Genomic DNA, 17053 nt, shown 5'->3' with positions numbered 1-17053 from the left:
AATCCCATGGCACGCCACGCCGACACCACGCCACGCCGCTCCCTCCTCCGCACGGCCGGTCTGGCGGTCACCGCCGCCGGCGCGGTGCTCGGCCTCGGGTCCGGGGCTGCCGAGGCGGCCGCCTCGGCCCCGATCCCGCTGCCGGTGGGCACGCTGGCCGGGAGCGACGCCACCGAGGCGGCGCAGGGCGTCGTGAACGCCGTCCCGTACGCCGTCGCCCCGGTGAAGGACCTTCAGCTCGACCCGCTGGCCAACACCGGCGTCGACCCGCTCGCCAACGGCGCCGCCACCCAGGTCGCGGACTTCCAGCCGGTCGGCACGACCACGGCGACGGACCCGATCACGAGCGGCGGCACGCTCGGCACCCTCCCGGTCGTGGGGGAGGCGACCGACCTCCTGCCGGGCTAGGGCCTCTCGGTCGCGCGGTCCAGCGGGATCTCCCGTACCGACCAGGCGACGACGAAGGCGAGCGCCGCCAGCACGGCGACGCCCGCCGCGACCCCGTGCAGGCCGTGCGTCACGGCCGCCCGGAAGGCGTCCCGGGCCGGTCCGGGCAGCGCGTGCGCCTGCTCGGGGGTCAGGTTCGGGTCGGCGCCGCCGAGGCGGGCGGTGAAGACCGCGCCGAGGACGGCGACGCCGAGCGAGCCGCCGATCGTGCGGACCAGGGTGACCGTGCCGCTCGCCGCGCCCATGTCGCGCGGCGGCGCGCTGTACATCGTGATGAGCACCGTCGACTGCATCAGGAAGCCCATGCCCGCGCCCACGAGCACGGTGAGCGCGGACGCGACGGCGGTGGGCGTGTCCACGCGGAGCAGCAGCAGGGCGAGCGCGCCCACGGTCATCAGCGCCCCGCCGAGGATCGGGTAGATCCGGTAGCGGCCGGTACGGCCGATGATCCGGCCGGTGGTCACCTGGACGGCGACCATGGCGAGCATCATCGGGAGCAGCAGCAGACCGCTCGCCGTGGAGGACTGCCCGCGCACGAACTGCAGGTACTGCGGGAGGTAGTTCATCGCCGCGAGCATGCCCGCGCCGACCAGGAAGCTCAGGACCTGCGCCGCGGTGAAGTTGCGGCCGGCGAACAGCCGGGGCGGGAGCACCGGCTCCTCGGCGCGCCGCTCGACCGGTACCAGGGCCGCGAGGGCCGCCGTGGCGACCGCGCCCAGGGCGAGGATCCGCGGCGACGTCCAGGCGTACGAGGTGCCCGCCCAGCTCGCGAGCAGCGTCAGGGCGAGGATGCCGGTGGTGAGGAGCAGGGCGCCCGCCCAGTCGATCCGGGCGCGGACCCGCTGGGTGCGTACGCGCAGGGCGAGGGAGACGAGCAGCAGGGCGGCGAGGCCGACCGGCAGGTTCACGTAGAACGCCCAGCGCCAGCTGTAGTGGTCGGTGAGGAAGCCGCCGAGCAGCGGACCTCCGGCGAAGGCGACCGGCAGCATCGCCCCTGTGATCGCTTGGATCCTGGGGCTGTCCCGGGGCGACACCAGCGTGCCGATCAGGGCGAACGCGCCGACCATCAGCCCGCCCGCGCCGATGCCCTGCAGGGCGCGGAAGGCGATCAGCTGGTCCATGGTCGCGGCCAGGCCGGAGAGGACCGAGCCGGCGAGGAAGACGACGACGGCGGAGACATAGGCGCCCTTGCGCCCGTACAGGTCGCCGCACTTGCCCCACAGGGGCGTGGCGACGGCGGCGGTGAGCAGGTACGCGGTGACCACCCAGGACAGCCGGTCGAGGCCGCCGAGCTCGCCCGCGACGGTGGGCAGCGCGGTGCCGACGACGGTGCCGTCGAGGGCGCCGAGGACGAGGCCGAGCATGAGCCCGGACAGGCCCAGGTAGGGGATGCGGGCGGGTTCTCGAGAGGCCGCCGGGTCGGCGGCGGATGCGGTGGGGGCGGTCGGTGCCTGTGGCTGCGTCATCGTTCCGCCGCCGTCACGCCGCGTAGGGCTGCTTGGCGCGGGCGTCGCGCAGCGCCTCGCCCCACCAGGCGAGCTGGTCGAGCATCGACTTCGCGGCGGCGTCCACGGCCGGGTCGACGGCCTTGCCCTCGGCGTCGAACTGCGCCCAGACGCCCTGGAGTCCGACCGCCTCGCGGACGGTGACGGCGTGCAGCTCGGCGAAGACCCCGCGCAGGTGCTCCACGGCGCGCAGGCCGCCCGAGAAGCCGCCGTACGAGACGAAGGCGACGGGCTTGGCGTGCCACTCCTTGTTGTGCCAGTCGATCGCGTTCTTCAGGGACGCGGGGTAGCTGTGGTTGTACTCGGGGGTGACGACGACGAAGGCGTCGGCGTCGGCGATCCGCGGTGAGACGGCGCGCAGCAGGGCGCGGTCCGCCTCGTCGGCCGGCCCCTGTCCGAGCTGCGGGAAGACGGTGGGCAGCGGCGTCTCGGCGAGGTCGATCAGGTCGACGGTCATGTCCGGGCGGGCGGCGGCGTGGCCGCGCATCCAGTGCGCGACGACGGGGCCGAGGCGGCCGTCGCGGGTGGAGCCCTGGACGACGGCGAGTCGGAGCGGCGTGTTCATGGACATGGGTCCCCCTCGGGCGATGAGTGTGTACGGCGTACACCTACAGGTATACAACGTACACATCGATGTGTACGCCGTCCACTGGGGATACGCTGTACGCAATGAAGGGGAGGTTCTCGTGCCGAAGAAGACCGAGGTGGAGAAGGTCTCGCTGTGGGAACGCCTCGACCGGGCGCCCGCGCCGCGTGCGTCCCTGACGCCGCAGCGCATCGCGGCGGTCGCCGTCGAGCTCGCGGACGGCGAGGGCATCGGCGCCGTCACCATGCGGCGCATCGCGGCCGAACTGGGCGTCGCACCCATGGCCGCCTACCGGCACGTGGACGGCAAGGACGAGCTGTGGGCCCTCATGGTCGACCTGGTCTCGGCGGAGCTCGAGCCGCAGGAGGAGCCGGTGGGGTGGCGGGCGACCCTGCGCGCCCACGCGCTCCGCACCCGGGAGGCGATGCTGCGCCACCCCTGGCTGGCGCAGCTGCCGGCCCCGCTCTTCGCGCTGACCCCGAACCGGATGGCCGGGGCGGAGCGCCAACTCGCCTCGCTGGACGGCCTCGGGCTCGACGCCGACACGATGATGGCCGCGTTCCGCACGGTCGGCGCGTATGTGCACGGTGCGACGCAGACGGAGGTGTCCCTCGCCCAGTACATGCGCGAACAGGGCTGGGAGACCGGCGACGACACCCGCCGGGGGCTCGCCCCGCAGATGGTGTACCTGATGGAGACCGGGCGCTATCCCACGTACCGCGAGTACACCCGGACCGCCGCCCGGAAGGACGACGCGGCCTGGCAGTTCGAGACGGGCCTCGACTGCGTCCTCGACGGGGTCGCGGGCCTGGTGGAGCGGGGGCAGGCATGAGAGACGGCCCCCGGGTGGAACCCGGGGGCCGTTCCGTACGGCTCTGGCCGCTCCGGCCGCTCTAGTACGCCGAGCCGCTCGCGCCCAGCGAACCCGTCGGGTGCCAGACGGTCTTGGTCTCCAGGAAGGCCGTCATGCGGTCCGTGCCCGGGGCGTCGGCGAAGTCCACCGCGCGCGGGCGCAGGACGCGCTTCAGGTTGTCCGCCGCGGCGATCTCCAGCTCGCGCGCCAGATCCGCGTCCGCGCCCGTCAGGTCGATCGCGTTGACGTCCTGGTGGGCCGCCAGGTGCGGGCCCATCTCGGACGCCCTGCCGGACAGGATGTTGACCACGCCGCCGGGCAGGTCGGAGGTGGCCAGCACCTCGCCCAGGGACAGCGCCGGCAGCGGGGCCTTCTCGCTCGCCACGACCACGGCCGTGTTGCCGGTCGCGATCACCGGGGCGATCACGGAGACCAGGCCCAGGAACGACGACTCCTGGGGCGCCAGCACGGTCACCACGCCGGTCGGCTCCGGGGTCGACAGGTTGAAGAACGGGCCCGCGACCGGGTTCGCCCCGCCCACGACCTGGGCGATCTTGTCCGTCCAGCCCGCGTACCAGACCCAGCGGTCGATGGCCGCGTCGACGACCGCCGCCGCCTTGGACTTCGACAGGCCCTCGGCGTCCGCGACCTCGCGGGTGAACTGCTCGCGGCGGCCCTCCAGCATCTCGGCGATGCGGTAGAGGATCTGACCCCGGTTGTACGCCGTCGCGCCCGACCAGCCGCCGAACGCCTTGCGCGCCGCGAGGACCGCGTCACGGGCGTCCTTGCGGGACGACTGCGGGACGTTGGCCAGCCACTTGCCCTTCGGGTCCGTCACCTCGTACACCCGGCCGCTCTCGGAGCGGGGGAACTTGCCCCCGACGTACAGCTTGTAGGTCTTGAAGACGCTCAGCCGCGTCGACGACTCAGACATCGAGGTAGGCCTCCAGACCGTGACGGCCGCCCTCGCGGCCGAAGCCCGACTCCTTGTAGCCGCCGAACGGCGAGGTCGGGTCGAACTTGTTGAACGTGTTGGCCCAGACGACGCCCGCGCGGAGCTTGTTGGCGACCGCGAGGATCCGCGAGCCCTTCTCCGTCCAGATGCCCGCCGACAGGCCGTACTGGCTGTTGTTCGCCTTGGCGACCGCCTCGTCCGGCGTACGGAACGTCAGCACCGACAGCACCGGGCCGAAGATCTCGTCCCGGGCGATGGTGTGCGCCTGCGTGACGTTGGTGAACAGCGTCGGGGCGAACCAGTAGCCGGCCGTCGGGATGTCGCACGCCGCCGTCCAGCGCTCGGCGCCCTCCGCCTCGCCCTGGGCCACCAGCGAGGTGATCCGGGAGAGCTGCTCCTCGGAGTTGATCGCGCCGATGTCGGTGTTCTTGTCGAGCGGGTCGCCCAGGCGCAGGGTGCTCAGCCGGCGCTTCAGCGAGTCGAGCAGCTCCTCGTGGATCGACTCCTGGACCAGCAGGCGCGAGCCCGCGCAGCAGACCTGGCCCTGGTTGAAGAAGATGCCGCTGACGATGCCCTCGACGGCCTGGTCGATCGGCGCGTCGTCGAAGACGATGTTCGCGCCCTTGCCGCCCAGCTCCAGGGTGACCTTCTTGTCCGTGCCGGCGATCTGGCGCGCGATGGCCTTGCCGACGGCGGTGGAGCCGGTGAAGGCGACCTTGTTCACGTCCGGGTGCGCGACCAGCGCGGCGCCGGTGTCCCCGTACCCGGGAAGGATGTTGACGACGCCCTTCGGCAGCCCGGCCTGGCGGCAGATGTCCGCGAAGAACAGGGCGGTGAGCGGGGTCGTCTCGGCGGGCTTGAGCACCACCGTGTTGCCGGTGGCGAGCGCCGGCGCGATCTTCCACGCCAGCATCAGCAGCGGGAAGTTCCACGGGATGACCTGGCCGGCCACGCCGAGCGGCTTCGGGTTCGCGCCGAAGCCCGCGTGGTCGAGCTTGTCGGCCCAGCCCGCGTAGTAGAAGAAGTGCGCGGCGACCAGCGGGAGGTCCGCGTCGCGGGTCTCCTTGATCGGCTTGCCGTTGTCCAGGGTCTCCAGGACGGCCAGCTCGCGGCTGCGCTCCTGGATGATCCGGGCGATCCGGAAGAGGTACTTGGCGCGCTCGGAGCCGGGGAGCGCGGACCACTTCTCGAACGCCTTGCGGGCCGCCTTCACCGCGCGGTCGACATCCTCGGTGCCGGCCTGTGCGACCTCGGAGAGGACCTCCTCGGAGGAGGGGGAGACGGTCTTGAAGACCTTGCCGTCGGCCGCGTCGGTGAACTCGCCGTCGATGAACAGGCCGTAGTTCGGCGCGATGTCGACGAGCGAGCGCGACTCGGGCGCGGGTGCGTACTCGAAGGGGGAGGTCATGTCGATCAGTCCACCGTCACGTAGTCGGGGCCGGAGTAGCGGCCGGTCGCCAGCTTCTGACGCTGCATGAGCAGGTCGTTGAGCAGGCTGGAGGCGCCGAAGCGGAACCAGTGGTTGTCCAGCCAGTCCGTCCCGACGGTCTCGTTGACCAGGACCAGGAACTTGATGGCGTCCTTGGAGGTGCGGATGCCGCCGGCCGGCTTCACGCCGACCTGGATCCCGGTCTGCGCGCGGAAGTCGCGGACCGCCTCCAGCATCAGGAGCGTGTTCGCCGGGGTGGCGTTGACCGCGACCTTGCCGGTCGAGGTCTTGATGAAGTCGGCGCCCGCCATCATGCCGAGCCAGGAGGCGCGGCGGATGTTGTCGTACGTCGAGAGTTCGCCGGTCTCGAAGATCACCTTGAGCCGGGCCGGCCCGGAGGCCTCCTTCACGGCGCGGATCTCGTCGTAGACCTTGAGGTAGTCGCCGGCCAGGAAGGCGCCGCGGTCGATCACCATGTCGATCTCGTCGGCGCCCGCGGCGACGGCGTCGCGGGTGTCCGCGAGCTTCACCGGCAGGGCCGCGCGGCCGGCCGGGAAGGCGGTGGCGACCGAGGCGACCTTCACGTCGGAGCCCGCGAGGGCGGCCTTGGCGGTGGCCACCATGTCGGGGTAGACGCAGACCGCGGCGGTCGACGGGGTCGTCCGGTCGGTCGGATCGGGGTTGACGGCCTTGGCGGCGAGCGCCCGGACCTTGCCCGGGGTGTCCGCGCCTTCGAGCGTCGTGAGGTCGATCATCGAGATGGCCAGGTCGATGGCGTACGCCTTGGCCGTCGTCTTGATCGAGCGGGTACCGAGGGACGCGGCGCGCGCTTCGAGACCCACGGGGTCCACACCGGGGAGCCCGTGGAGGAAGCGACGCAGCGCGCCGGCGGACGCGGTTACGTCGGCGAAAGCGGAAGCTGCGGATGCAGTGGTGGGCATGGTCACCAGTCGAGCATATCTACGCGCGTAGCGGCGTGTACAGGGGGCCTCTTCTTCACGGTGGCGAGCATGCGCTTCGCGGGGGCGAACGCGCTGGTGGACACGTGTCGCCGTGACGGCTGTCACAGGCCCGTGACATGGAACGGACACGTCCCGCACACAAGATCAATAAATTCTTTCTCAGCAGCCAGCGGGAACTCAACGGCCCCACCCGGACGAGACGTCAGCGGCATGCGGCTCTTTCCTCCATCCACCTGTCTTCACAGGAGTCGTTATGCGCATCGCCCTTCGCACCGCCCTCGCCACCGCCGCCGTCGCCGGCGTGGCCCTCACCCCGGTCCTCACGGCCGGCGCGGCCCACGCCGCGGACGCGCCGGCCGCCGCCTCGGCCGCCGAGCCGAAGTCGAGCGAGATCCCGCTGGTCAACGCGCTCGTCGCCTACATCACCGAGACCGAGCCGAAGGTGTTCACCGCCCGGATCGTCAAGGACGGCGAGACCCTCGGCACGCTGCGGGCCGGCAGCGCCCCGGGCGCCCCGGCTGTCGACAGGAAGGTGTTCGCCGGCGTCGAGGTCACCCTGAAGGCGGACGGTGAGATCGGGGCGGTCGTCGTCGACGAGGAGAAGCCGCAGGGCGAGCTGGTCAAGCGGTACGAGTACGCCCACGGGTACGAGGCCGTCGTCTACAAGCAGGGCGACGGGGCCTTCTCCGCGCTGATCCGCAAGGACGGGTCGGTCATCGACACGCTCACGGTCGACAAGGCCAAGGGCAAGACGTACGACTCGGGCAACTACGGAGGGATGAGCGTCGAGCTCTTCTCGGACGGCAACCTGGTCTCCACGGGCGTCCCCGGCGGCCTCGACGACGACTCGAACCAGGAGAACCCGCTCGGCAAGTTCGCAAAGCAGGACCTCGGCCACGGTTACAAGGGCCTCGTCACCCTCAAGGAGGGCGGCAAGCTCACCGCGCGGATCCTCAAGGGGGACAAGGAGGTCGGCCGGCTCCACGTGAACCAGACCGGCAAGACCCGCGACGAGAAGGTCTTCGGCGGCGAGATCCGCGTGACGCTGCACTGGAACGGCGAGCTGCGCGCCGTCTGGCTCGGCGGCGACGCGCAGAAGCCGGGCAAGACCACGCAGACGGGGACCGCCCAGACCACCGTCGTCCCCAAGGGCGGTGTCGCGGCGGGCGCCGAGCTCGCGGACGGCGGCGACAGCACGGTGCTGATCGCGTCCGCCGCGGGCGCCACGGCCGCGGCCGCGGTCCTGGGCTTCGTGGTCGTGCGCCGGCGGGCCGGCGCGGGCGCCTGAGTCGTCGGGCGTGCCGGACCCGTACCTAGGGTCGGGCACGCCCACCCCGCCTGTGATCCCTTGACCCGAGCGCAGGCAGGCACGCATCACCCCACCCCACGGCGGGCTGTCGCATCCCTCGCGACAGCCCGCCGCACCCCTTCCCGGAGCCACCCATGAACCGCCGTCCCGCCGCCGCCCTCCTCGCCCTCGCCGCCACGGTCGCGCTCGCCGGCTGCGGGGCGACCGCACCGAAGGCCACCCCGGCCGCCACCGTCGCCCCGACCTCGGCCGCGCCGGCGCCCGCGGCGAAGAACGTCGCGCCGCTGTCCCGTTCCGAGCCGGTACGGGTCCAGGTGCCGTCCGCGGGCGTGGACACCGGCACCGGGAAGGTCCTGAAGCTGGGGCTCGCGAAGGACGGGACGGTCGAGGTGCCGTCCGTCGCCGACGCGGACAGGATCGGCTGGTACACCAAGGGCGTCACGCCCGGCGAGACCGGGCCGGCCGTCCTGATCGGCCACTTCGACACCGCGAACGGCCCGGCCGTGCTCAAGGACGTCGCCAAGGTGAAGGTCGGCGACCCGATCACCGTCACCCGCGCCGACGGCTCGCGCGCCGTCTTCACGGTCCGCGCGCTGGAGCAGGTCGACAAGAAGACCTTCCCGACACAGAAGGTCTACGGCAACACCGCCCGCCCCGAGCTGCGCCTGATCACCTGCGGCGGCGCGCTGGTCGACGGCCACCGCCCCGACAACATCATCGTGTACGCCGATCTCACCGCGACGCACACCGCCTGATCCGCCCGTACCGCCGGCCCCGGGGCCGACCGTGGCCGACGCCACCCGCGCCGCGCGGGGCGGGTGAGGCAGAATCGGCGACATGACGACCCAGCCCCCGTCCTCACAGCCGCCCGCCGAGCCCGCCTACGCCGACCGCGTCTTCCGGTCGTCCATGGCGATCGCCGGCGGCGTGCTGCTGCTCGCCCTCGGCGGCTGGCTCGGCGGCGATGCGATGGTGCGCGGCGAGGGCCGCACGCCCTGGCTGGCGCTCGCGGGCCTGCTGCTCGTCGTGCCGCTGGTAGTGGCCTTCACCTTCCGGCCGGCGGTCTTCGTCAACGACGACCGGCTGCGGATCCGCAACCCGTTCCGCACGATCGTGCTGCCCTGGGCGCAGGTCGCCGATGTGCGCGCCTCGTACTCCAGCGAGGTCATCACGCAGTCCGGCGCCAAGTACCAGCTGTGGGCCGTCCCGGTGTCGCTGCGCCAGCGCAAGAAGGCCGCGCGGCAGCAGGTCCGCAAGTCCCAGGACGACCCGCACGGCCGGACGTCCGTGACAGCCTCCGTCGACGACAAGGCGCGCGTCGCGCCCGCCGACCAGACCATCGCCGACCTCCGCGAACAGGCCGAGCGGTGCGGCCGGCTGCCCGGCGCGCAGGGCGAGGTCAAGATCCGCTGGGCGTACGAGATCCTCGCGCCGTCCCTCGCCGGCCTCGTGGTGATGATCGTGCTGCTGGCGACGGGCTGACGGTACTCCCGACGGCTGACGGGACTCGCCGCAGCGGTCCGCACGGCGCCCCTCACGGCGGTCCCGGCCAGACCAGGAGCATGTAGCCGCCCAGCCACGCCGACGACAGCGCGGCCCCGCCGAGGACCAGTGCGGCCACATGGCGCCGGGCCCGCGAGACCGCGACGGCGAGCGGCAGCAGGAGCGGGAAGCCCGGCAGCAGGAAGCGGGCGCGCGGGAAGTACACCCCGCCGCTGCCCAGCACCACGAGCAGCAGCGCCCCGGAGAACACCAGCAGCGCGGCCGGCTGCCGGTCCGCCAGACACAGCAGGTACAGGCCCGTCGACACCACCAGGACGACCGAGACGACGACCAGGAACAGGTACGGGTCCCGTGCGTACACGAGATGGTCGCGCAACTGGTCCAGGGTGACCGCGCCGCCGTCCCAGGTGTTGCGCCACAGCCGCTGCACCGCGAAGTAGCCGTCCGCGCGGCCCACCCGCAGCGCCACCCACCCCACGTACCCCAGCCAGCCCAGCGGAGCGGCGAGCGCGGCGAGCAGCGCCGCCCGTCCGGCCGGTCCGCCGCGCCGGGCCGCGAGCAGCCCGGCGACGGCCACCGCCGCGGCGACCGCGACGCCCGTGGGCCGGGTCAGCCCCGCCAGTACGGCCATGCCCGCCGCCCAGGCCCAGCGCCCGTCCAGGACTGCGTACAGCGCCCAGGCGGCGAGCGCGGTGAACAGCGACTCGGTGTAGCCCATCCACTGGACGGCGGCGACCGGCAGCGCGCCCCACAGCACCGCGAGCACCGTGCCGGCGCGCCGCCCGTGCAGCCGGTCGCCCACGGCGAAGATCCCCCACGCGGCGGCCATCGAGCAGACCACGGCGATCACCAGGCCGACGGAGGCGCGCGAGCCCGGGGTGACGGCCGCGAAGCCCTTGATCAGGGCCGGGTACAGCGGGAAGAACGCCAGGTTGTTGGCGTCCATGCGGGTCCCCAGGTCGTGCGCGTATCCCTCGTCGGCGATCTGGAGGTACCAGTCGGAGTCCCAGGACGTGGCGAGGGCGGGCCAGACGCCGTGGCCCTGGAGGTGCGCCCAGCGGGCGAGCACCAGCAGGCCCAGGAGCCGTACCGCCAGATAGCCGAGCAGCGCGGGCGCGGCGTGCCGCAGGGTGCCGCGTACCCGCTCCGGCACCCCGCCGCCGGCCGGCGACGGCGGCCTGCGGGAGGCGGGGACGGTGGGGCGGGCGGTCAGGACCGGGGGCACGGCGGCGGCTCCTGGGCTCGGCGGGCGCTCTCGGGGGCACCCTGGCCCGGACCACCTGTTCGGGTCACGGACCGCTACGTCGTCTGCCGCAGCGAATTCACCCGCACGGGAACGGCGGCGGGCCCGTACGGAACAACGTCCGTACGGGCCCGCGGCCCCGCCTCCCGGGGGCGTCCCGGGTCAGATGCCCGCGGCCGCCGCCAGGTCCTTCTTGATCGCGTCGAGCACCTCGGCGCCCGTGGCGCGGGCCGCGGCGAGTTCGGTCGGGCCGGCGACCGGGACGACGACCTCCAGGTAGCACTTGAGCTTGGGCTCGGTGCCGCTGGGGCGGACGATGACCCGGGCGTCGTACGCGCCCTCCAGGTAGTAGCGCAGGCCGTCCGTCGGCGGCAGCGCCTCGGAGCCCTTGGTGAGGTCCTCGGCGGTGACGACGGTCAGCCCGGCGAGCCGCGCCGGCGGGTTCTCGCGCAGCGCCGCCATGGCGTTCGCGATGATCGTCAGGTCCTCGACCCGCACCGACAACTGGTCGGTGGCGTGCAGCCCGTGCTCGACGGCCAGGTCGTCGAGCAGGTCCTGGAGCGTCCGGCCCTGCGCCTTGAGCTCCGAGACCAGCTCGGTCACCAGCAGCGCTGCCGTGATGCCGTCCTTGTCGCGGACGCCCTCGGGGTCGACGCAGTAGCCGAGCGCCTCCTCGTAGCCGTACCGCAGGCCCTCCACGCGGGCGATCCACTTGAAGCCGGTGAGGGTCTCCTCGTAGCCGAGGCGGGCCGCCTTCGCGATCCGGCCGAGCAGCGAGGACGACACGATCGACTCGGCGAACACGCTGTTCTTGTCACCGCGTGACACCCCCTTGTGCACGAGGTGCGCGGCGAGCAGTGCGCCGACCTCGTCGCCACGCAGCATCCGCCAGTCGCCGTTGTCCGGGACGGCGACGGCGCAGCGGTCGGCGTCCGGGTCGTTGGCGATCACGACGTCCGGCCGGACCTCGCGGGCCTTCGCGAACGCCAGGTCCATCGCGCCCGGCTCCTCCGGGTTGGGGAACGCGACGGTCGGGAACGCCGGGTCGGGCTCGGCCTGCTCGGCGACGAGCACCGGGGCGGGGAAGCCGGCCCGCTCGAAGGCGGCGATCACGACGTCCTTGCCGACGCCGTGCATGGCCGTGTAGACGACGTTCGCGGTGCGCGGGGAACCGTTCGTCAGGACCGCGTCCGTACGGGCCAGGTACGCCTGGAGGACCTCGTCCCCGAGCGTCTCCCAGCCCTCGGCCGGGCGCGGTACGTCGGCCAGCGAGCGGACCGCCGCGATCTCTGCGGCGATCTCCGCGTCGGCCGGCGGCACGATCTGCGAGCCGTCGCCGAGGTAGACCTTGTAGCCGTTGTCGCGCGGCGGGTTGTGGCTCGCGGTCACCTCGACGCCGGCGACGGCGCCCAGGTGCCTTATGGCGTACGCGAGGACCGGCGTCGGCAGCGGGCGCGGCAGCAGCGCGGCGCGCAGCCCGGCGCCGACCATGACGGCGGCGGTGTCACGGGCGAAGTCGGCCGACTTGTAGCGGGCGTCGTAGCCGATGACGACGAGGCCGCCGCTCTGGCCCTTCGCCTTCAGGTACGCGGCGAGGCCGGCGGCGGCGCGGATGACCACGGAGCGGTTCATCCGCATGGGGCCGGCGCCGAGCTCGCCGCGGAGGCCGGCGGTGCCGAACTGCAGCGTGCCGGCGAAGCGGACGGTGAGCTCGTCCCGGTCGCCGGCCTGGATGAGAGCGGCGAGCTCCTCGCGGGTCTCGCCGTCGGGGTCCTCGGCGAGCCACGCCTGGGCCCGGGCGAGGAGGTCGTCCTGCGTCGTCACGGTGATGCCTTTCAGGGATACGGGCGGGCGGGGGCTGCGGTCGGTGTGCGGGCGCGGGTGGGTGGGCCGCTGCGCGGAGCCTTCCCCCACCCGGCCCCTTCCCGAAACTGGGGGCGAGCCCCCAGACCCCGTACGGACTGCGGCCGTGCCCTCGAACGCCGGGCGGGCTGAAGTCTCCGCCCGACGGGCGGAAACCTCAGCCGGCCGGCCGGTCCTAGATGCGGTCGAGCACCCGGGTGAGCAGTTCACCCATGCGCGCCGCCGAGTCGCGGCCCGCCTGGAGGACCTCCTCGTGGTTCAGCGGCTCGCCCGAGAGGCCCGCCGCCAGGTTGGTGACGAGGGAGATGCCGAGGACCTCCGCGCCGGCCTCGCGGGCCGCGATGGCCTCCAGGGTCGTGGACATGCCGACCAGGTCGCCGCCCATGGCACGGACCATGTTGATCTCGGCCGGGGTCTCGTAGTGCGGGCCGGGGAACTGGACGTACACGCCCTCCTCCAGCGTCTCGTCCACCTCCTTGCACAGCGCGCGCAGCCGCGGCGAGTACAGGTCCGTCAGGTCCACGAAGTTCGCGCCGACGATCGGCGAGGCGCCCGTCAGGTTGATGTGGTCGCTGATCAGGACCGGCTGGCCCGGGCGCATGCCCTCGCGCAGACCGCCGCAGCCGTTCGTCAGCACGATGGTCTTGCAGCCGGCCGCGACCGCGGTGCGCACGCCGTGCGCGACCGCGGCGACGCCCCGGCCCTCGTAGAAGTGGGTGCGGCCCAGGAAGACCAGCGCGCGCTTCTCACCGATCTTGTACGAGCGGATCTTGCCGCCGTGGCCCTCGACGGCCGGCGGCGGGAAGCCGGGCAGCTCGGTGACCGGGAACTCGGCCTCGGGCGCGCCGAGCGCGTCGACGGCCGGGGCCCAGCCGGAGCCCATGACGAGCGCCACGTCGTGGTTCTCGACTCCGGTCAGCTCGCGCAGGCGCGCGGCGGCGGCCTCGGCGGCCTCGTACGGGGTGGCAGTTGCGTTCACTGAGTCTCTCGCCTCGGGGAGGGGGGTCCGAGGGGAACCCCGGACGGATTTGATACGCGAAGAAGCGTAGCCCGAGATGGCCTACGCGCGTAGATGACGATGCTGACGGACATGCGATCGTTGTCTTGTCGTTTCCGACGAGCGGAGTGTTCCGTTTCACCCGTCGGTCAGTACGTCACGGCGTCAGCACGGGCGCTTGCGCAGTTCCATCACGTAGTCGTGCGGCGCCCCCGCCGACTCCGCGGCGTCGGCGATCTCGCCGAGATAGCGGGCGGACGGCAGTCCGCCCTCGTACGCGTTCAGCACGTACAGCCAGGCCGGCTCCTCGCCGTCCAGCGTGTCGACCCGCACCCGCATGCGCCGGTAGATGTCGAGGCCGACACCCTCCCAGCGGTCCATGGAGTCCTCGTCCATCGGGGCGATGTCGTAGAGCGCGACGAACACCTGCTGGCGCGGGGCCTCCACGATCGTGGGCAGCGCGCCCTCCCAGCCCATGTGCTCGCCCCCGAACGTCAGCCGCCAGCCGTTCAGCCAGCCGGTGCCGCGCAGCGGGGAGTGCGGGGCGCGGCGGGTCATGAGCCGCGGGTCGAGGTTGCCGGCGTACGCGGCGTAGAGCGACATGGGGTCGAGGGTACGGGAGGGCCCGGGCTGCCCGGCGTACACCGCGGTGAGCACCGTGTACCCCGGGGGCGACACCGTATGGAGGCCCCGGCGCGAGCCGGACCCGCGCGTACGGGACAATGGGGTACGCACTTCAGCCGTGCGGGACAATGGCGTACGCACTGCAGCCCAGCGGGGGAATCCCCGGCAGAACGAGAGCGCGAGGCGTAGATCCCAGTGACCCGGATCGTGATCATCGGCGGCGGACCCGGCGGATACGAGGCGGCCCTGGTGGGCGCCCAACTCGGCGCGGAGGTGACCGTCGTGGACTGCGACGGCCTCGGCGGCGCGTCCGTCCTGACCGACTGCGTCCCCTCCAAGACCCTGATCGCGACCGCCGAGGTGATGACCACCTTCGACTCCTCGTACGAGGAGCTCGGCATCATCGTCGCGGACGACACCCCGCCGCTGGAGCAGGCCGCCCGCGTCGTCGGCGTGGACCTCGGCAAGGTCAACCGCCGGGTGAAGCGGCTCGCGCTCGCCCAGTCGCACGACATCACCGCCTCCGTGACCCGGGCCGGCGCCCGGGTGCTGCGCGGCCGCGGCCGGCTGTCGGGCCGCCAGGCGCTCGACGGCTCGCGCCAGGTGATCGTCACCGCCGCCGACGGCACCGAGGAGGCGCTGACCGCCGACGCCGTGCTGATCGCGACCGGCGGCCACCCGCGCGAGCTGCCCGACGCCCAGCCGGACGGCGAGCGCATCCTGAACTGGACGCAGGTCTACGACCTCAAGGAGCTCCCCGAGGAGCTCATCGTGGTCGGTTCCGGTGTCACCGGCGCCGAGTTCGCCGGCGCGTACCAGGCGCTCGGCTCCCGCGTCACCCTCGTCTCCTCCCGCGACCGCGTGCTGCCGGGCGAGGACCCGGACGCTGCCGCGGTCCTGGAGGACGTCTTCCGCCGCCGCGGGATGAACGTCATGGCCCGCTCCCGCGCCTCTGCCGCCAAGCGGGTCGGTGACCGGGTCGAGGTCACCCTCGACGACGGCCGGGTCATCTCCGGCACGCACTGCCTGATGGCCGTCGGCGCCATCCCGAACTCGGCCGGAATGGGTCTGGAGGAGGCCGGGGTCCGGCTGAAGGATTCGGGCCACATCTGGACCGACAAGGTCTCCCGTACCTCCGCGCCGGGCGTGTACGCCGCGGGCGACGTCACGGGCGTCTTCGCACTCGCATCCGTCGCCGCCATGCAGGGCCGGATCGCGATGTACCACTTCCTCGGCGACGCGGTGGCCCCGCTGAACCTGAAGACGGTCTCCTCGAACGTCTTCACCGACCCGGAGATCGCCACCGTCGGCTTCACCCAGGCCGACGTGGACGCGGGCAAGATCGACGCCCGTGTCGTGAAGCTGCCGCTGCTGAGGAACCCGCGGGCCAAGATGCAGGGCATCCGGGACGGCTTCGTGAAGCTCTTCTGCCGCCCCGGCACCGGGATCGTGGTCGGCGGCTGCGTCGTCGCCCCGCGCGCGAGTGAACTGATCCACCCGATCTCGATCGCGGTCGACAACAATCTGACGGTCGAACAGATCGCAAACGCTTTCACCGTGTACCCCTCCCTGTCGGGCTCGATCGCGGAAGTGGCACGTCAGCTCCACACCCGGAAGGCGACGGGCGAGGTCTGACCTGCGGAACCGATTCCGCGGCGACTGCGCGCTGGCGCGCAAACCCCGGCAAGTGCGTACAAGTGCGGGGCCTCCTATACCACTTGGAGGTCCCGCTTGTGCGCATCTTCTGCAATTCGGCGCATAGTGCTGAAAAGTATCGGCCGCGCAGGTTACTGTCAGTTTCGTGTTCGCTGCAGAACGTCGCCAACTGATCCTCGAAATGGTGCGAGCCAACGGGGCCGTGTCGCTCCGTGAGCTCGCCCGCGTCGTCCAGACCTCCGAAGTGACCGTACGACGTGACGTGCGGGCGCTGGAGGCAGAAGGACTCCTCGACCGCCGGCACGGCGGTGCGGTACTGCCGGGCGGATTCACGCGAGAGTCCGGCTTCCCGCAGAAATCCCATCTCGCGACGGCCGAGAAGACGGCCATCGCCGACCTCGCCGCCGGCCTCGTCGAAGAGGGCGAAGCGATCGTCGTCGGCGCGGGGACGACCACACAGGAACTGGCCCGCCGGCTCGCCCGGGTGCCCGGTCTCACCGTCGTCACCAACTCGCTGCTCGTCGCCCAGGCCCTGGCCCATGCCAACCGGGTCGAGGTCGTGATGACCGGCGGCACCCTGCGCGGCTCCAACTACGCGCTGGTGGGCAGCGGGGCCGAGCAGTCGCTCCAGGGGCTCCGGGTCTCCCGGGCCTTCCTGTCCGGGAGCGGGCTGACCGCGGAGCGCGGTCTGTCCACGTCCAACATGCTCTCCGCGAGCGTGGACCGGGCCCTGGTGCAGGCGGCGGCCGAAGTCGTGGTCCTCGCCGACCACACCAAGCTCGGCACCGACACCATGTTCCAGACGGTGCCGACGGACGTCATCACCCGCCTGGTCACCGACGAGCCCCCGCTGCACGACGACCGGGCGGCCACCGAGCTCCAGGCGCTCGCCGACCAGGGCGTGCAGATCACTGTCGCAGGTGCCTCCGGCGGCGATGCGGTGCCACCGGGGCGACCGCCCCGCCGGGACGTCCCCCTGCCGGGTCAGCGGGCGGGTGTCGCCCGACACCCGGGTGGTCAACTGCGCAGTGCGGCGGCGGTGTTGGGCGCGGAGCAGGCGCCGCAGGACCGGGCCCGGGTGGCCGACCTCCGCCGCCGCTGAGCAAGCCCTGAACAGGCCC

The 17053-nt window shown here is 72.7% G+C and carries 16 protein-coding genes; 7 read left to right on the top strand and 9 right to left on the bottom strand.

Features of this window, described 5'->3' with window-relative positions:
* The first annotated feature begins 6 nt into the window (after positions 1–6).
* Entirely contained in the window at positions 7–408 is a 402-nt protein-coding gene (locus R2D22_RS14245) for a hypothetical protein (RefSeq protein WP_318103544.1), read from the top strand.
* On the opposite strand, the gene R2D22_RS14240 is transcribed toward R2D22_RS14245, so the two are convergent.
* Together R2D22_RS14240 and R2D22_RS14235 are read right to left on the bottom strand one after the other, a co-directional pair.
* Positions 405–1913: an MDR family MFS transporter gene (locus R2D22_RS14240; protein WP_318103543.1), complete on the bottom strand. Its 1509-nt coding sequence runs from the start codon at positions 1911–1913 to the stop codon at positions 405–407. The two genes, R2D22_RS14245 and R2D22_RS14240, sit on opposite strands and share 4 nt — an antisense overlap.
* Before the next feature lie 13 nt (positions 1914–1926).
* A complete protein-coding gene (locus R2D22_RS14235; RefSeq protein ID WP_318109752.1) occupies positions 1927–2517 on the bottom strand; it encodes an NADPH-dependent FMN reductase in 591 nt (196 codons plus the stop codon).
* A 121-nt stretch (positions 2518–2638) separates the two neighbouring features.
* Here R2D22_RS14235 and R2D22_RS14230 point away from each other — a divergent pair, with 121 nt between their 5' ends.
* Positions 2639–3370 (top strand): TetR/AcrR family transcriptional regulator, encoded by a 732-nt coding sequence (locus R2D22_RS14230; RefSeq protein WP_318103542.1) that lies wholly within the window; start codon positions 2639–2641, stop codon positions 3368–3370.
* 61 nt (positions 3371–3431) lie between these two features.
* On the opposite strand, the gene R2D22_RS14225 is transcribed toward R2D22_RS14230, so the two are convergent.
* The 3 genes from R2D22_RS14225 to deoC are packed head-to-tail and all read right to left on the bottom strand — an operon-like array spanning position 3432 to position 6716.
* Entirely contained in the window at positions 3432–4325 is an 894-nt protein-coding gene (locus R2D22_RS14225) for an aldehyde dehydrogenase family protein (protein WP_318103541.1), read from the bottom strand.
* A complete protein-coding gene (locus R2D22_RS14220) occupies positions 4318–5754 on the bottom strand; it encodes an aldehyde dehydrogenase family protein (protein WP_318103540.1) in 1437 nt (478 codons plus the stop codon). Before R2D22_RS14220 ends, R2D22_RS14225 begins: the two co-directional genes overlap by 8 nt.
* Positions 5755–5759: 5 nt before the next feature.
* Positions 5760–6716 carry a deoxyribose-phosphate aldolase gene (deoC, locus tag R2D22_RS14215; RefSeq protein WP_318103539.1) on the bottom strand — a complete coding sequence of 319 codons (957 nt, stop codon included), beginning with the start codon at positions 6714–6716 and terminating at the stop codon, positions 5760–5762.
* Between the two features lie 274 nt (positions 6717–6990).
* Between deoC and R2D22_RS14210 the strand changes: the two genes are divergently transcribed.
* The 3 genes from R2D22_RS14210 to R2D22_RS14200 all read left to right on the top strand — a co-directional run bounded on the left by R2D22_RS14210 (position 6991) and on the right by R2D22_RS14200 (position 9528).
* Positions 6991–8025 (top strand): hypothetical protein, encoded by a 1035-nt coding sequence (locus tag R2D22_RS14210; protein WP_318103538.1) that lies wholly within the window; start codon positions 6991–6993, stop codon positions 8023–8025.
* A gap of 155 nt (positions 8026–8180) precedes the next feature.
* Positions 8181–8801, top strand: a complete 621-nt coding sequence (locus R2D22_RS14205; RefSeq protein WP_318103537.1) for a class F sortase — start codon at positions 8181–8183, stop codon at positions 8799–8801.
* A gap of 82 nt (positions 8802–8883) precedes the next feature.
* Complete coding sequence (locus tag R2D22_RS14200; RefSeq protein WP_318103536.1) at positions 8884–9528, top strand: PH domain-containing protein; 645 nt, start codon at positions 8884–8886, stop codon at positions 9526–9528.
* Between the two features lie 52 nt (positions 9529–9580).
* Here the strand turns inward: R2D22_RS14200 and R2D22_RS14195 are convergent, their stop codons facing one another.
* From R2D22_RS14195 to R2D22_RS14180, 4 genes are all read right to left on the bottom strand, one after another.
* Complete coding sequence (locus R2D22_RS14195) at positions 9581–10774, bottom strand: hypothetical protein (protein WP_318103535.1); 1194 nt, start codon at positions 10772–10774, stop codon at positions 9581–9583.
* Positions 10775–10954: 180 nt separating this feature from the next.
* Positions 10955–12616, bottom strand: a complete 1662-nt coding sequence (locus R2D22_RS14190) for a phospho-sugar mutase (RefSeq protein WP_318103534.1) — start codon at positions 12614–12616, stop codon at positions 10955–10957.
* 214 nt (positions 12617–12830) lie between these two features.
* Complete coding sequence (locus tag R2D22_RS14185) at positions 12831–13634, bottom strand: purine-nucleoside phosphorylase (protein ID WP_318103533.1); 804 nt, start codon at positions 13632–13634, stop codon at positions 12831–12833.
* Between the two features lie 183 nt (positions 13635–13817).
* Positions 13818–14255: a gamma-glutamylcyclotransferase family protein gene (locus tag R2D22_RS14180; protein WP_318103531.1), complete on the bottom strand. Its 438-nt coding sequence runs from the start codon at positions 14253–14255 to the stop codon at positions 13818–13820.
* A 216-nt stretch (positions 14256–14471) separates the two neighbouring features.
* On the opposite strand from R2D22_RS14180, the gene R2D22_RS14175 reads away from it, so the two are divergent.
* Positions 14472–15911, top strand: a complete 1440-nt coding sequence (locus R2D22_RS14175) for an NAD(P)H-quinone dehydrogenase (protein WP_318103530.1) — start codon at positions 14472–14474, stop codon at positions 15909–15911.
* 166 nt (positions 15912–16077) lie between these two features.
* On the top strand, positions 16078–17034 hold the full coding sequence (locus R2D22_RS14170) for a DeoR/GlpR family DNA-binding transcription regulator (protein ID WP_318103528.1): 957 nt from the start codon (positions 16078–16080) through the stop codon (positions 17032–17034).
* Positions 17035–17053: the final 19 nt, after the last annotated feature.

The organism is Streptomyces sp. HUAS YS2 (genome assembly GCF_033343995.1).
In the GTDB taxonomy this organism is placed as follows: domain Bacteria; phylum Actinomycetota; class Actinomycetes; order Streptomycetales; family Streptomycetaceae; genus Streptomyces; species Streptomyces solicathayae.
This window is presented reverse-complemented; position numbering and strand designations above follow the sequence as displayed.